At 38.6% G+C, this 15,217-nt stretch carries 13 protein-coding genes; 9 read left to right on the forward strand and 4 right to left on the reverse strand.

What is annotated here, in order from left to right; translation table 11 throughout:
- Positions 1 to 58 precede the first annotated feature (58 nt).
- The gene (locus B0185_RS02005; RefSeq protein WP_370447475.1) at positions 59 to 370 is read left to right on the forward strand and encodes a CidA/LrgA family protein; all 312 of its coding nucleotides are present in this window, start codon (positions 59 to 61) and stop codon (positions 368 to 370) included.
- A gap of 8 nt (positions 371 to 378) precedes the next feature.
- Positions 379 to 1,065: an LrgB family protein gene (locus tag B0185_RS02010; RefSeq protein ID WP_005705534.1), complete on the forward strand. Its 687-nt coding sequence runs from the start codon at positions 379 to 381 to the stop codon at positions 1,063 to 1,065.
- 29 nt (positions 1,066 to 1,094) lie between these two features.
- Here B0185_RS02010 and B0185_RS02015 read toward each other — a convergent pair whose 3' ends face one another.
- Entirely contained in the window at positions 1,095 to 1,799 is a 705-nt protein-coding gene (locus tag B0185_RS02015) for a 3-deoxy-D-manno-octulosonic acid kinase (RefSeq protein WP_039862956.1), read from the reverse strand.
- Between the two features lie 99 nt (positions 1,800 to 1,898).
- Between B0185_RS02015 and folE the strand changes: the two genes are divergently transcribed.
- Positions 1,899 to 2,573 carry a GTP cyclohydrolase I FolE gene (gene folE, locus B0185_RS02020; RefSeq protein ID WP_005705485.1) on the forward strand — a complete coding sequence of 225 codons (675 nt, stop codon included), beginning with the start codon at positions 1,899 to 1,901 and terminating at the stop codon, positions 2,571 to 2,573.
- Between the two features lie 6 nt (positions 2,574 to 2,579).
- Positions 2,580 to 3,365: a tRNA pseudouridine(38-40) synthase TruA gene (gene truA / locus B0185_RS02025; RefSeq protein ID WP_005705587.1), complete on the forward strand. Its 786-nt coding sequence runs from the start codon at positions 2,580 to 2,582 to the stop codon at positions 3,363 to 3,365.
- 70 nt (positions 3,366 to 3,435) lie between these two features.
- Here truA and hpf read toward each other — a convergent pair whose 3' ends face one another.
- Positions 3,436 to 3,720 carry a ribosome hibernation-promoting factor, HPF/YfiA family gene (gene hpf / locus B0185_RS02030; RefSeq protein ID WP_005705542.1) on the reverse strand — a complete coding sequence of 95 codons (285 nt, stop codon included), beginning with the start codon at positions 3,718 to 3,720 and terminating at the stop codon, positions 3,436 to 3,438.
- 170 nt (positions 3,721 to 3,890) lie between these two features.
- On the opposite strand from hpf, the gene B0185_RS02035 reads away from it, so the two are divergent.
- The 4 genes from B0185_RS02035 to B0185_RS02050 all read left to right on the forward strand — a co-directional run bounded on the left by B0185_RS02035 (position 3,891) and on the right by B0185_RS02050 (position 12,810).
- Positions 3,891 to 4,835 (forward strand): Kdo(2)-lipid IV(A) acyltransferase, encoded by a 945-nt coding sequence (locus tag B0185_RS02035; protein ID WP_005705577.1) that lies wholly within the window; start codon positions 3,891 to 3,893, stop codon positions 4,833 to 4,835.
- A 31-nt stretch (positions 4,836 to 4,866) separates the two neighbouring features.
- Positions 4,867 to 7,473 carry an aminopeptidase N gene (gene pepN / locus B0185_RS02040; RefSeq protein ID WP_005705569.1) on the forward strand — a complete coding sequence of 869 codons (2,607 nt, stop codon included), beginning with the start codon at positions 4,867 to 4,869 and terminating at the stop codon, positions 7,471 to 7,473.
- A gap of 44 nt (positions 7,474 to 7,517) precedes the next feature.
- Positions 7,518 to 12,035 carry a S6 family peptidase gene (locus B0185_RS02045; RefSeq protein WP_005705508.1) on the forward strand — a complete coding sequence of 1,506 codons (4,518 nt, stop codon included), beginning with the start codon at positions 7,518 to 7,520 and terminating at the stop codon, positions 12,033 to 12,035.
- Positions 12,036 to 12,216: 181 nt separating this feature from the next.
- Positions 12,217 to 12,810, forward strand: a complete 594-nt coding sequence (locus B0185_RS02050) for an SGNH/GDSL hydrolase family protein (protein WP_005705555.1) — start codon at positions 12,217 to 12,219, stop codon at positions 12,808 to 12,810.
- A gap of 34 nt (positions 12,811 to 12,844) precedes the next feature.
- Here the strand turns inward: B0185_RS02050 and B0185_RS02055 are convergent, their stop codons facing one another.
- Together B0185_RS02055 and yjgA are read right to left on the reverse strand one after the other, a co-directional pair.
- Entirely contained in the window at positions 12,845 to 13,219 is a 375-nt protein-coding gene (locus B0185_RS02055) for a SirB2 family protein (protein WP_005705519.1), read from the reverse strand.
- Complete coding sequence (yjgA, locus tag B0185_RS02060; RefSeq protein WP_005705459.1) at positions 13,219 to 13,749, reverse strand: ribosome biogenesis factor YjgA; 531 nt, start codon at positions 13,747 to 13,749, stop codon at positions 13,219 to 13,221. Before yjgA ends, B0185_RS02055 begins: the two co-directional genes overlap by 1 nt.
- Before the next feature lie 100 nt (positions 13,750 to 13,849).
- Here yjgA and pmbA point away from each other — a divergent pair, with 100 nt between their 5' ends.
- Positions 13,850 to 15,199: a metalloprotease PmbA gene (gene pmbA, locus B0185_RS02065; protein WP_005705499.1), complete on the forward strand. Its 1,350-nt coding sequence runs from the start codon at positions 13,850 to 13,852 to the stop codon at positions 15,197 to 15,199.
- The last annotated feature ends 18 nt before the right edge of the window (positions 15,200 to 15,217 follow it).

Below are 15,217 nucleotides of genomic sequence, written 5' to 3' on the forward strand. Positions count from 1 at the left end.
AGGAACTGTGATTTTCAAAGTCATTCGCCTTTTACTCTCACTTGCTTTGCTCTTTGGAATGCTTTATCTAGGAAAGCTGATTGCCTACTTAATTCCAATAGGTATTTCAGATAGCATCTGGGGAATGTTATTACTCTTCGCTTGCCTTGTGATTGGTGTGGTTAAAGTGGAGTGGGTTACGCCGAGTGCTCGTCCATTAACACGTTATATGACCGTATTTTTCATTCCTGTCTGTGCAGAAATTATTGAACACGTGGATGTGTTATATTCGCACGCAGTCTCATTCCTGCTCGCTAATATCCTTAGCACTACTTTATCGTTAGTGTTAATTGGTTTATTCGCACAAAAAATGTTCCATCGATATAAATAGAGGCAGCTATGATTTATCTCTTTTCTCTCCTAACCATTTTTGCTTTTCTTGCAGGGCAACAAATCAGTAGAAAACTGCGTTCCAGCGTGCTAAATCCATTCCTGATTGCGTTGGTGATTGTGGTGACATTGCTCTATTTTTTGGATATTCCCTATCATTTTTACTATCAAGGTAATTTCCCACTAAATAATTTACTTGGTGTTTCGGTTGTTGCTTTAGCTTTACCCTTTTATGAACAGCTCCCACAAATTCGCAAAAAATGGAAGCCTATTGTGGCAGTATTACTTTTTAGTACCTTTGTAGCAATGTTCACAGGGGTATTCTTTGCTGTAATTCTGGGGGCACATCAAGATATTTTAGCGACTATTATTCCTAAATCCGTTTCAACACCGATTGCGATTGCGATTGCAGGACAAATCGGCGGAAGCTCTGCGATTACTGCTGTGGGTGTAATGATTGCAGGTTTATTGGGTTCTGTTTTTGGTTTCTCTATTTTACATTGGTTGGGCGTACGAAATGTACGTGCAATCGGTTTAACGATGGGATCAGTTTCCCACGCATTAGGTACAGGGCGTTGTATGGAATACAGTGTAAAAACAGGGAGTTATAGCTCAATCGCACTAGTGGCTTGCGGTGTACTTTCTTCTATTTTTGCTCCAATGATGTATAAATTAGCTATATGGCTTTTCTATTAGTAGAGAGTAAAAGATGGGGTATCTATCTTTTATGCTTTTTGATACCCATTCATCAAAGCCTGCCAATTTTGTTCACTAAAGTGAATATTTAGTCGGTTTTGCTCTTTGTGAAACGATCTTAACAAGCGGTCTAAATTGTGTTGTTTCCAGGTATCGCCTTGCTGAATATAGCACTTGTCAAAATCGATAAGCCAAAATTGACCGCTTGTATCTTGTAAAATATTGTGAATATTAAGATCTGTATGGTGCACTTGATGATTGTGCAGTTGTCGGATAAGTTTTCCGATTTGCTGATATTGTTCATCAGTCAGTGTTCTCTCTCGCAAAATCTGACTTAAATCACGTGTGTTTTCAACTTTTTCGATCATAATATCGGCACGGTAACAGCAATACTTTTTCTCAATTTGAATAGCAATTGGGCGAGGAACAGGAAGCCCCCAAGCGTGCATTTTTTCTAGCAAGTTAAATTCTTGAAAAGCTCGTGTGTGTTCAATACCGTTGAAAAAGTAGTGGTCTTTGATGATTTTGCCAAATAATCCGCCTCTTCGATAATGACGCAGAACGCAGTTTACTCCTAATTCCGCTTGAGTATTTAAAAACCATGTAATACCTCGCCCTTTGGAAAAACCGAGCAAGCGGTCTGATTTTTCAAAATTTTTGCAAGTGAATAGTTGTTTGATCAAATTTTGTTGATTCTTTGGAACTAGGTTTGCGTTAAAACGGTAGTAAAACATAGGAAGAATAAGGCTATTAAATCAATTCCCTAGATTTTAGAGCTATTTTTTTCGATGTCAATTTGTTAGAATTCCCACCTTAAATTGAGAGGAAACCAAATGACAACGATCTCACCTATTTTAGGTCTTTCAGACGAAGCACAGAAAGTGCGTAATGCGTTGCTTGCCAAAGGTATTGAAACCCCCACTGTGCCACACACCAAAGATAAAGACAGCCGTCGTGCTGAAATTCAAGATCATATGCGTTCAGTATTGGAATTGCTTGGTTTGGATTTGCAAGATGATAGCCTTGAAGAAACACCAAATCGTTTAGCGAAGATGTATGTTGATGAAATTTTCAGTGGTTTGGATTATGCAACTTTCCCGAAAATTACTAACATTGAGAACCGTATGAAGGTGAGCGAAATGGTGTTGGTGGATGATATTACTTTGACGTCTACCTGTGAACACCATTTTGTGACCATTGATGGTAAAGTGGCTGTGGCATATTATCCGAAAAAATGGGTGATCGGGTTATCAAAAATCAATCGTGTGGTGCAATTTTTTGCACAACGTCCGCAAGTGCAAGAGCGTTTTACTGAGCAGATTTTAACTGCCTTTCAGACGATTTTGGAAACCGAAGATGTGGCGGTGTATGTAAAAGCAACCCATTTCTGCGTGAAATGTCGTGGTGTGAAAGATACGAACAGCTATACAGTAACATCGGCCTTTGGCGGTGTTTTTTTAGACGATCGTGATGTTCGCAAAGAATTTTTAACATTAATTAAAAAATAAACTCAAATGAAAATCGCGTTAGGGATTGAGTATGATGGCAGCCAATATTTTGGTTGGCAGCGTCAAGAGAGTGTATTAAGCGTACAACAAAAACTAGAGGAGGCATTATCCGTTATTGCGAATTCTCCGATTGAAGTTTTTTGTGCAGGAAGAACGGACTCTGGTGTGCACGGTACGGGGCAAGTCGTGCATTTCGAAACTGAGGTGCAACGTCCTTTAGAAAGTTGGTGTTTCGGTACAAATGCACATCTGCCTGATGATATTTCGGTGAAGTGGGCGGTGGATGTACCTGAAGATTTTCATGCACGTTTTAGTGCAATTGCTCGTCGTTATCGTTATATTATCTTAAGTCGCAAACTACGTTCTGCGATTTTACCGCACGGTGTTTCCCATTATCACTGTGACCTTGAGCACGAAAAAATGCACGAAGCTGGGCAATTTTTATTGGGTGAAAATGATTTTTCGTCTTTCCGTGCAGCCAAATGTCAGTCACATACGCCTTGGCGAAATATTCATCATCTCAATGTATCTCGAATGGGAAATTATATTATCGTGGATATTCAAGCGAATGCTTTTGTGCATCATATGGTGCGTAATATTGTAGGCAGTTTGATTGAGGTGGGTAAAGGGGCTCAGCCTATCGAATGGATTAAGTGGTTGCTTGAACAAAAAGATCGCAAGTTAGCTGCGCCAACGGCAAAAGCAGAAGGCTTATATTTGGTCGATGTGCATTATCCTGAGCATTTTGGTATTCCTAAAACTGCACTAGGGCCGTTATTTTTACCAGAGTAAAGATACAAAAAAGCCAAATGGCATTTTATTTTGCCACTTGGCTTTTGTATTTTATTTTATCGATTAAAGATTAGTGCTCTTTTTTCTCTTTCAATTTAATGAGTTGAGCTTCTAATTTTTTCGTAAGATCATTGATTGCATTATACAGATCTTCATTTTCTGCTTTAGCAACTAAATCACCTAGAGGCGAACCAATGGTTGCATCCACTTCATAGCTATTAGGCTGTTTAATAATAATGAAATGTGGGTTAATCAATTGGAGTTGAAATTTATCGAATTTCGCTAAACGCTCCTCAATATGAGTACGGATTGCAGGGGTAATGTCCATTTGTTTGCTAGAGATATTGAGTGACATAACGTTTTCCTCTTCGTTAGTTTAGTTGTTCTTGATGGTTTTAAAATATGCCTTTTGCTCCAACCTTTCAAGAATAATTTTTCATTAAATTTCAAATTTGTGATCAACTTAACATTTTTTATTGTCTTTTGGCTATAATTTAGCACTACAGAAATCAACATACATAATCTATGATAGAAAACAAACAACTTCCTCCTTTTCAGTCTGCTTTCTTAAAACCTCGATATTGGGGCTTATGGTTTGGGCTTGGTATTTTTAAGCTTATTTTAGCACTGCCTTACCCCGTATTGGTATTTTTAGGTAAAGGATTAGGTAAACTATTTGCCAAACTTGGCTTTGGAAAACGTCGTATTTGTATCGCTAAACGTAATCTTGAATTGTGCTTTCCTGATTATCCTCAAGAGCAAATTGAACAAATTTTAGCGAAAAACATTGAATCCGTTGGAATGGCAATTATTGAAACAGGAATGGCGTGGTTCTGGTCAGATAAACGTATTTTAAAATGGTCGAAAGTGGAAGGCATAGAGCATTTAAAAAATGTACCTAAAAATACAGGGATTCTTTTCGTCGGTGTGCATTTTTTAACACTCGAACTAGGTGCAAGAATTGTTGGATTACATCATCAAGGGATAGGCGTTTATCGCCCTAATGATAATCCATTACTTGATTGGATCCAATTTCGGGGTAGAATTCGCTCAAATAAAGCAATGCTCAATCGTAGCGATTTACGTGGAATGATTAAAGCATTAAAAGCTGGAGAAACCATTTGGTATGCCCCAGATCACGATTACGGTCGAAAAAACAGCGTATTTGTTCCCTTTTTTGCGGTAAAAGAAGCTTGCACGACAGCAGGAACAAGAATGCTTTTAAAATCTGCTCCACAAACAAAGGTTGTGCCATTTTCGCCAATACGAAATGAGGATTTTTCGGGTTATACTGTAAAAATCAGCCCAGCAGTTGATTTTTCAGATTGTGAAGATGATGTTCAAACTGCAACTAAAATGAATAAAGTAGTAGAAGGCGAAATTCTCAATGCAACCGAACAATATATGTGGTTGCACCGTCGGTTTAAAACACGACTGAATGAGAGTGATCTCAATCTATATGAAGCGTAAGTGGTTGATTTAATAAATGAAAGGACAATATATGCAACCAAAAGCAAAATTCCGTAAGGACTATCGTGCTCCTGATTTCACGATCACGGAGATTTATTTAGATATTCAACTTGATGCAGACAGAACATTTGTGACTTCTGTGCTCAATGTTGAGCGTAAAACTGAAGGAGCTACTCATCTGAAATTAGATGGGCATAGTTTTGATTTTCTCTCGTTAAAACTGAATGGGCAAGAACACGTTGAGTTTGAACGAGATGAGGAATCATTAACGGTGAATGTAGCAGAGCAAGCGGATAAATTCCAATTGCAGATTGAAACTGCCTTAAATCCAGCACAAAACACTTCATTGCAGGGCTTGTATCAGTCGGGTGATGGAATTTGTACTCAGTGCGAAGCGGAAGGTTTCCGTCAAATTACTTATATGCTAGACAGACCAGATGTACTTGCAAAATATCGTACAAAAATTACCGCTAGCAAGGAAAAATATCCGTTCTTACTGTCGAACGGTAACCGCATTGCACAAGGTAAATTAGCGGACGGTCGCCATTGGGTAGAGTGGGAAGATCCGTTCTTTAAACCAAGCTATCTGTTTGCGTTGGTGGCAGGTGATTTTGATTTATTGCAAGATAAATTTGTTACCAAAAGCGGGCGTGAAGTGGCACTTGAGATCTATGTTGATAAAGGTAACTTAGACCGTGCAGGCTGGGCGATGGAAAGTTTAAAACGTGCGATGAAATGGGATGAAGATCGTTTCGGTTTAGAATACGATTTGGATATCTATATGATCGTCGCAGTTGATTTCTTCAATATGGGTGCAATGGAGAATAAGGGCTTGAATGTCTTTAACTCTAAGTTCGTATTAGCAAAACCAGAAACCGCAACTGATGAAGATTACATCAATATCGAAAGTGTTATTGCACACGAATATTTCCATAATTGGACGGGTAACCGCATTACTTGTCGAGATTGGTTCCAGTTAAGTTTAAAAGAGGGCTTAACCGTATTCCGCGATCAAGAATTTACCTCTGACTTGTGGTCTCGCCCCGCAAAACGTATTGAAGATGTGCGTTTGTTACGTACCGTACAATTTGCCGAAGATGCGAGCCCAATGGCACACCCAATTCGCCCTGAAAAAGTGATTGAGATGAACAACTTCTATACTGTGACCGTTTACGAGAAAGGGGCGGAAGTTATTAGAATGATTCATACGCTTTTAGGTGAAGAGAAATTCCAAAAAGGAATGCAACTTTATGTGGCAGAAAACGATGGTACAGCAGCGACGTGTGAAGATTTTGTTTCTGCAATGGAACGTGCTTCTGGCGTGGATTTAGCCCAATTCCGCCGCTGGTATAGCCAATCAGGTACGCCAATTTTAACGGTAACTGATGAATATGATGAAGCTCGTCAAGTTTATCGCTTACACGTAAGCCAACATACGCCAGCAACAGCAGACCAAGTCGAAAAACTCAGCTTGCATATTCCGCTTAAAGTGGCATTGATTGATCCGACAAGCGGTCAAAATTTACCGCTAAGAAGCGAAGCTGCGGAAATGTCGGATGTGTTAAATGTGACTGAAAGCCAACAAACGTTTGAGTTTTTTGGCGTGAAAACGCAGCCAGTGCCTGCGTTATTGTGCAATTTTTCTGCCCCCGTGAAGTTAGATTTCAGCTATAGCAAATCTCAATTGATTAGTTTACTGAAATTTGCGAAAAACGATTTTGTACGTTGGGATGCGATTCAATTGCTCTTTAATGGCGAATTAAAAGAGAATTTAACCCGCTTGCAACAAGGCGGAATGATGCAATTCTCGCACGAGTTTGGTTCTGCGATTGAGATGTTGCTTGATAATGTGGAAGATCCGCAACTTACCGCATTAATGGTGACGATGCCGAAAGAAACCGATTTTGCCGAGTTATTCGATACGATTGATCCTGTGGGTATTGCGAAAGTACGTGAGTTCCTCATTGAGTCAATTGCGGCTTATTTTGAAGACCGTTTATACAAACTTTACAATGCGAATAAATGCGGTACATATCGTGTTTGCGAACAAGATATCGCAAAACGTGCATTGCGTAATGTCTGTTTGTCTTACCTTGCCTTTACTGATTTAGGTGAGAAATTGGTTAAAACTCACTACGATCAAGCGAATAATATGACTGATACGCTTGCGGCACTTTCTGCTGCAACCAAAGCAGAATTAGAGTGCCGAGATGAATTGTTAGCTGACTTTGAAGCACAATGGTATCAAGATGGCTTAGTAATGGATAAATGGTTTGCATTGCAAGCAACTCGTCCTGATGAAGATGTATTGAATGTCGTTCAAGGCTTGTTAAATCATAGAAGTTTCAATTTCAACAACCCAAATCGCGTGCGTGCAGTCGTGGGAGCATTTGCTAGCCAGAATCCTAAAGCCTTCCACAACATTGATGGCTCAGGTTATCGCTTCTTGGTGGATATGTTGATTAAACTTAATGATAGCAACCCACAAGTAGCTTCACGCTTGATTGAGCCGTTGATCAAACTTTCTCGTTATGATGGGCAACGTCAAACCTTGATGCGTCGTGGTTTAGAACGCCTGAAAGGGCTTGATAATTTAGCCCGTGATTTGTTTGAGAAAATTGACAAATCTTTACAATAATTTACAATAGCCCTCAGTAATAGCCAGATTCTGAGGGTTTTCTTATGTCTAAATCAAACATTTTTCGTCCAACTTTTATTGCGTTAAATGTTGCTGTGATGTGTGCAGGGACGCAAGCCTCAATGGTTCGCAATGATGTGGACTATCAATATTTCCGCGATTTTGCTGAGAATAAAGGACAATTCTTTATTGGAGCAAAAAATATTCCTATCTTTGATAAACAAGGTAAATCAGTAGGTACAATGTTACCGAATTTACCAATGCCAGATTTACACGTAGCTAGCCGAGTAAGTGGTGTAGCAACCTTGTTTAATCCTCAATATATCGCTAGTGTTAAACACAATGGTGGCTATGGCTCTGTGCAATTTGGTGAAAATAGTAATAATCCAGATAGCCATCACTTTGATTATTTGATTACTGATCGCAATAATCACGATAAATACGACTTCCATTCCCCTCGTTTGCATAAACTGGTTACTGAAGTTACCCCAATTCCATTGAATAATATCGCTTTTGATAACAATAGAAAAACAGGACCGAAAAATGGTGCGTTTTTAGATAAAGAGCGTTACCCGTATTTTGTACGAGTGGGATCTGGGCGTCAATATTTACGTAGTAAAGATGGTAAAGAAAAGACATCTCTTACTTCCGCTTATAATTATCTTACAGGAGGTACCCCACTTAAACCAAATAGTTCAATGGATAATTGGGTATTATTTAGTGGTGATCTTTATGAAACGTTGGGTACCTATGGCTTACCAGGTGATAGTGGATCGGCTTTACTTGCTTATGATGCTAAAGAGCAGCGTTGGGTATTAGCGGGCGTACTTTCTACCTTCAATGGCTATGATGGTAAAAATAATATTTATACAATTATACAGCCTGATTCTATTCATCGTGCATTTGAAAATGATGAAATGACAGTAAGCCTAAACGGCTCAACTTACTCATGGCAAAATCGAGGTGTGGGTAAGAGCGTACTACAAAGTGGTAATCAAGCGGTCGAAATTCCTGTTACAAATGTAAATGTGGCGTCTAAAGATGAAAATCGCCAACGTCCGTCTTTAGATAATGGAAAAACGGTGCATTTTACTGGACGTGATGGTTCAACTCTTGTGTTAAAAGAGAGTATTAACCAAGGTGCAGGTGCCTTGCATTTTAACCAAAATGCGATAGTTAGAACTGATAGTAATGATGTGACTTGGCTTGGGGCTGGGGTTGTAGTTAATGGCAATAAAACGGTTAATTGGCGTGTAAAAAATCCTAAAAATGACCGCTTGTCAAAACTCGGTACAGGTACGCTTTATGTCGATGGTCAAGGCAAAAATTTAGGGGATATTAGTGTAGGCGAGGGCACAGTTGTTCTTAACCAAAAATCTTTAAATGGTCAGCAACAAGCCTTTAACCAAGTGGGGATTACTAGTGGACGTGGCACGGTAGTTTTAGCGAACGATAAACAAGTGAACCCTGATAATATCTACTTCGGTTTTCGTGGTGGACGTTTAGATGTAAATGGTCACAATCTTACTTTCCACAGAATTCAAAATTCGGATGATGGTGCAAGAATTGTTAATAATAGCCGTACCCAAGCAGCCGAAATTAACATTATTGGGCGTGATAATTTTGCTCAACAAGATATTGAATGGGTAAATTGGGGGCAACACCCAACGACATCATTAGCAATTTATGAATACAAAAATAACTATAGGAATAACCGATTAGATTATTTTCGTTTAAAAGAAGGAAAAAATCCTAGAGCCTATTTCCCTTGGGATATGGAAACCACAAATGACTGGGAATTTTTAGGAAATAATAAATCTGAGGTTATTCAGAGAGTATTAGCAGAAGCTAATGCCCGAAAACATCTAGATACGTATAGCGGATTTTTGGGTGAAACTGATCAGCGATATCACAATGGAAGATTATCAATTGCTTATCGTCCTCAAGTTGCAAACAGTATTTTGTCTTTGACAGGAGGAACGAATCTTAATGGTAATATTTATGTAGAAAACGGGAAATTACTATTATCAGGTGTTCCGGTTCCTCACGCCTATGACCATCTTAATAAAAAAGAAGTTATTGAAGAAGGAAATTGGATTAATCGTCAATTCAAGGCAAATGAATTTGATGTGGCAGGCAATGCGATACTTGAAAGCAGTCGTAATGTTAGTGTATTAGAAGGTAACTTTAATGCACGCCATCAAGCTCAAATTCAACTTGGATTTGCACAAGGTAAATCTGATGAATGTATCCGAGAAAGTTATAGTGGTACAACAAAATGTTCAGAAAAGGCCGTTATTTCTCAAACTGTATTTAATAGCGTACCTGTAACAAGTGTATATGGTGATGTTTCATTAGAACATCAAAGCCAGTTTAGTTTAGGCAAAGCTCATTTAATGGGGCGTATTAATTCAGTAGGTGCAGAAACACAAGTTAATTTGTTACCACATAGTGAATGGACGTTAAATAATAATAGTGTGGTTGGAAATTTATTTCTTGCACCTAATAGCCAGATAACGCTCAATAGTTTATATGATGAGATGAGTTCTACTTACAAAGGATGGGTGAAATTCAATCAGTTAGTGGTGGATGGGCAATTAACAGGTAATGGGCATTTTCGTTTCTTAGCGAATCTAGCGGAAAGCCGCGGTGATAATGTGGTTGTCAATGGATTAGCCTCTGGGAATTATTTATTATCACTGAAAAATACAGGGGAAGAGCCGAAAAATGTGGCTCCATTAAGTTTGGTAAAACTGAATCATCCTAACCAGCATCGTCAAAATGCACATTTTGCTTTGGAAAATGGTTTCGTGGATTTAGGTGCGTATCGCTATATTTTAGCTAACTTCAACAATGATTACCGTTTATATAATCCATTGCGTGATGCTGAATTACATTTTGGCAGTAATTCGGAGCTAGTAGCAAATAGCCAGCGTGAGTTTAATGTTGTACATCAAGCTTTAGTAGATAAGGAGCATGAATTAGCACGTTTAGAAAGATCATATACACAAGCGGAAGGTGTGAATAAAATAGATCAGAATCGTGCAAGTCGTCTATTAGAGGAGATTCACAATACAACTAATAGCTACAACCAAGCTACTTCAGAGTATAATCGAACAGCCCGTATTCGTTTTATTAAACGTGGTAGACTATATAAACAATTTACTCAATTAAAGGTTTTATTAGAAAGACAACGCAATGAATATCGTGGCTTGAGTGAGCAAGAGAAACGTAGCCAACAGGAAGTTCAAAAGTTATTGAATCTAGTCAATCAAACAAAAACAGATTTGCATTCAATTGAATCTCGCCAAGATAATGTATTGGAGGAAATGAATCGTTTACAGGCTGGTTTGGCTAGTAGTATAGCTCGAGCTCAACAGCTTTGCGAAGCCCAGAATTTATCTTCTGATATATGTCGGAAAGTGGCTAAAGTAGCGAATGAAGGTAATGTTACTTTATTTGAAGAGGAAATTGATGCAAGTATTGAACGTATAGAGTTGGCTCAACAAGCATTAGCTAATGCTCAAGGTAACCAAGGTGAGAAGGATATTGCACAGTCTTCCTTAAATGAGTCGGTATTAGCATTATTAGATAGCCTTAATAAGGCTTACCAAACTGAGCAAGAAATTCAACAATTTTTAAGCACGCAATCAGGAACAGTGTCCATACCAGTTCAATCACAGTTGATCAGCCGTTATTCAAACACGGCATTATCTGAGCTTTCAGCTAATGTAAATGGGGCATTGCAAATAGGGCGTAATTTAGATCGCCATTTATCGAGCGGAGATCCATCAAATGTGTGGATGAATACAGAATCAACTAAACAGACTTATCGTTCTGATTATTATCGTCCTTATAAACAGACAATGACGCTCACCCAAATTGGTGTTGCTCAAGATGTGTCAGATAATGTAAAAATTGGTGCAGTACTTTCTCATTCTCGTGCAAATAATGAGTTTAATGAGAATGTTTCTGGTAAACATCGTTTTACATCAGTAAATGCATTTACGAAAGGTAACTGGGAGAACGGTATTTTTGCAAGTGTTGACTTAGGTTATGGTCGTAGTCGCAATACAGTAACATTTGACGGTAAGGATAACGTATTTCACCGCAATATTTTTAATGTAGGTGGAAACTTAGGAGCAAATTGGGATCTCAGTGGTTGGTTAAACGTGCAACCCTCTATTGGTGTACGTTATTACCGTTTATCTGGAGTAACTTATAATCTCTCTGAAGCGAAAATCGCCAGCAAAGCTTTGCGTTTAACCACTTATCGTGTAGGCGTGTTGTTGGATAAAACCTTCGATATTAACGGTGTGAAAGTAACGCCAAGTTTCACAATAAACTACTATGATGCAACGCAACATAAATTAGCGATTGATGGTGCATTAAGCGTAAATAATGTAGTAATGAAGCAACAATTCGGACGATATTTTACTCATGAAGTTGGCTTAAGTGCCCAATTCCATAGATGGAATATCAGCACCCATATCGGTATGCTAAAAGGCTCTGATGTTGCTCCGCAGAAATTTGGGGCTGTGAAAGTAGGCTTTACTTGGTAGATCTCTCATTTTTAATTAAAACCCAGTTTCGACTGGGTTTTATTTTTTACAAGCGGTAAAATTTAGTAAGTAATTTGTCTAAACTGTGACCCCGCTCACAAAATTGGAATTTCGTTCTAGAGCAATACGCTAGATGCATTATAATAATTGGGTGTATATTCCTATTTCTCAGGAGAGAGTTATGCTGAACGATCAAGATATTTTCAATCGTTATAAAACCAAACAAGTTGAGTTTAAAAAACGAGCTAATGTCACGTTAATTGGACATTCTTTGTTTGATATGTGGGAAGGTTTTGAGAAAACTCTAACATTAAAAGGGCTGAGTGTGGCGAATTTAGGGCTTTCTGGCACGAGTACACGGCAATATTTAGATGTGATTGCCAAGCCAAAACATATTCAACATCTAGGTAAAACAGTGTTTATCTTTTTGGGTGTAAACGATATTGTGAAAGAACCCAATTATTCGCCACAGCAAGTTTTGGATTGGATTTCACAAATTATCCAAGAAACAGAACCGTTTGCAGTGCCTAATACACGGTATTTCTTATTAGAAGCAACCCCAGTAAACCATATTGAAACCGTAGCTAATACAGACATTCAGGCAATGAATACTTATTTCAAAGCTCATTGTCCCGCACCTTTAACCTTTATTCCAACTTATGAAAAGTTCTTGGATAATGAGGGAAATTTGGATCGCTGTTTGACTATAGATGGATTGCATTATAACGAGAAAGGGTATGCAATTTTAAGAGAGATTTTAGAAACTTATTTGTAAGATGAAGGCGTGAATTTTCTTCCACGCCTTTCTTTTAATGATGTGCTGCAATAAACATAGCGAGCATAAAACTCACGACTGAAAGCAGATAGAATTTGATGGAATAAGGTTGGTTTTTCTTAAAGGCTTTTGTGGAAAAAATCACATAAAGCACAATAAATAAAAATTTTCCAAGTAACCAACTTAATTCAGAAAAAGTGTAAATGCCTTCAGAAGTATAAGTATAAACCACCGTTGCACCGCTTAATAACAACAAGGTGTCGATAATATGCGGGGAGATTTTTAATATTTTATATTGTCGCCAGTCGACTTTTCTTGCACTCAACGCCCCTCGAGTTAAAAGCAAAATCAGGCTTAAATAAGCAAAGCCTGCGTGGCTGTGAATAAGTTTTGGTAAAATATCAAGCATTATGCCTCCGCAATTTCAGTTTTTAAGTATTGGTAAATATCACGATACGCTTTAGGCGGTTTATTCGTTTCTTTTTCTTTTTGAGCAATACGTATCAAATTACGTAAATGTTGACGATCTAAATGCGAATATTCGTTCATTAAATGATTTAACGCATTATCACCCATTGCAATCAGTTGATCACGCACAAGTTCCAGTTTATGTAATAATGCCTGTTGTTGGTTGTGCCGATTTTTTACTTTATTCAATGCATCTTGAATTGGCTCAGGATCACGGTTGCGGAGTAGTTTGCCGATAAATTGGATTTGACGGCGACGAGCTTCCAATTTGAAGCTTTGTGCTTGGCGAACTGCCTCTTTTAAATCCTCATCAAGAGGAATTTTCGCTAAATTCTGCGGGCTAAGTTCAATTAACTCCGCACCTAATTTCTTCAATTGTTCCGAATCTCGTTTAATTTCACTTTTACTGACCCAGATGATTTCCTCTTCTTCATCTGTCCAGTCGATTTCATTATGACGTTTTTTAGCCATTACCTCTCCATTATCGCTCGTTCGAGCAGTTAAAATGGCGTTATTTTATCAAAATTTTCAGGTAGAATATACCTTATTCCATTCATAATAAGGTAAAACTATGTCCTTTATTACTAAACAAGAATTACAAACTCAAGAGCAAGAACTTCGTCAAGCGGTCGAATTTGCCTTAAATTTTGCGAAAAAAGCAGGGGCAGAAGCCGAAGTTGGCGTAACCAAAGTAGCAGGGCTTTCAGTTTCTAGCCGTTTGGAGCAGGTGGAAAATATTGAATTTAACAACGATGGCTCACTCGGTATCTCTGTCTATTTAGGTAAACGTAAGGGCAATGCTTCCACATCAGATTTACAATCAAAATCAATTCAACAAGCGGTCGAATCTGCTTTAGCCATTGCAAAACATACCTCAGAAGATGATTGTGCAGGCTTGGCAGATAAAGAATTAATGGCATTTGATGCTCCTGATTTAGAGCTTTATCATCAAGCAGATTTATCGGTAGACCAAGCATTAGCCTTAGCGATTGAAACCGAAAATGCAGCACTTAATGCCGATGAACAAATCGTCAATAGCGAAGGAGCAACTTTCAATTCACACAGTGGCGTTCGCGTGTATGGCAATACGCATGGAATGTTGCAAAGTAACCTTTCCAGCCGTTATTCGCTTTCGTGTAGCGTGATTGCTGCTCATGGCGAACAGCTAGAACGTGATTATGAATACACCATTTCACGTGAGTTTGATAAGTTACAAGCTCCACAATGGGTAGGGCAGCAAGCGGCATTTAAAGCGGTTGATCGCCTTAATCCGCAAAAGATCAAAACGTGTGAAGTGCCTGTAATTTACTACAACGATGTGGCAACAGGATTAATTGGGCATTTAGCAGGGGCGATTAGTGGTGGTGCTTTGTATCGCAAATCAAGCTTTTTACTTGACCATTTAGGAAAACAAGTGCTACCTGATTGGTTCGAAATTTCCGAACGTCCACATCTTTTACGTCAGCTTGCTTCAACTGCATTTGACAGCGAAGGTGTGATAACGCAAGACCGTGAAATCATTACTGATGGCGTGTTACAAACCTATTTAATGACCAGTTATTCAGCCCGTAAAATGGGGTTGAAAAGCACAGGGCACGCAGGCGGTATTCATAACTGGCTCGTGAAACCAAATCGTGCAGGTGGCTTGGATACTCTTTTAAAAGAGATGGATACAGGCTTGCTTTTAACTGAATTCTTAGGTTCGGCAATTAACCCAGTTACAGGCGAATATTCGCGTGGGGCTGCAGGTTTTTGGGTAGAAAAGGGTAAAATTCAATACCCTGTAGCAGAAATTACTGTCGCAGGTCAATTGCAAGAGATGTTTAACAATATCGTTGCGGTAGCTGATGATGTGGAGCATCGCTCCAATATCCAAACTGGCTCGATTTTGATTGAAAAAATGAAGATTTCGGGGGAGTAGTGATTTCATAATCGTAAA

Origin of the sequence: Haemophilus parahaemolyticus, from assembly GCF_002015035.1 — a bacterium.
Taxonomy (GTDB): Bacteria; Pseudomonadota; Gammaproteobacteria; order Enterobacterales; family Pasteurellaceae; genus Haemophilus_A; species Haemophilus_A parahaemolyticus.

Coding starts and splice junctions, on each gene's coding strand:
- pmbA (WP_005705499.1), top strand. CDS start 13,850: ATGTCCTTTATTACTAAACAAGAATTACAAACTCAAGAGCAAGAACTT.
- B0185_RS02055 (WP_005705519.1), bottom strand. CDS start 13,219: ATGCTTGATATTTTACCAAAACTTATTCACAGCCACGCAGGCTTTGCT.
- truA (WP_005705587.1), top strand. CDS start 2,580: ATGAAAATCGCGTTAGGGATTGAGTATGATGGCAGCCAATATTTTGGT.
- B0185_RS02005 (WP_370447475.1), top strand. CDS start 59: ATGCTTTATCTAGGAAAGCTGATTGCCTACTTAATTCCAATAGGTATT.
- hpf (WP_005705542.1), bottom strand. CDS start 3,720: ATGTCACTCAATATCTCTAGCAAACAAATGGACATTACCCCTGCAATC.
- B0185_RS02015 (WP_039862956.1), bottom strand. CDS start 1,799: ATGTTTTACTACCGTTTTAACGCAAACCTAGTTCCAAAGAATCAACAA.
- B0185_RS02050 (WP_005705555.1), top strand. CDS start 12,217: ATGCTGAACGATCAAGATATTTTCAATCGTTATAAAACCAAACAAGTT.
- folE (WP_005705485.1), top strand. CDS start 1,899: ATGACAACGATCTCACCTATTTTAGGTCTTTCAGACGAAGCACAGAAA.
- pepN (WP_005705569.1), top strand. CDS start 4,867: ATGCAACCAAAAGCAAAATTCCGTAAGGACTATCGTGCTCCTGATTTC.
- B0185_RS02010 (WP_005705534.1), top strand. CDS start 379: ATGATTTATCTCTTTTCTCTCCTAACCATTTTTGCTTTTCTTGCAGGG.
- B0185_RS02045 (WP_005705508.1), top strand. CDS start 7,518: ATGTCTAAATCAAACATTTTTCGTCCAACTTTTATTGCGTTAAATGTT.
- B0185_RS02035 (WP_005705577.1), top strand. CDS start 3,891: ATGATAGAAAACAAACAACTTCCTCCTTTTCAGTCTGCTTTCTTAAAA.
- yjgA (WP_005705459.1), bottom strand. CDS start 13,749: ATGGCTAAAAAACGTCATAATGAAATCGACTGGACAGATGAAGAAGAG.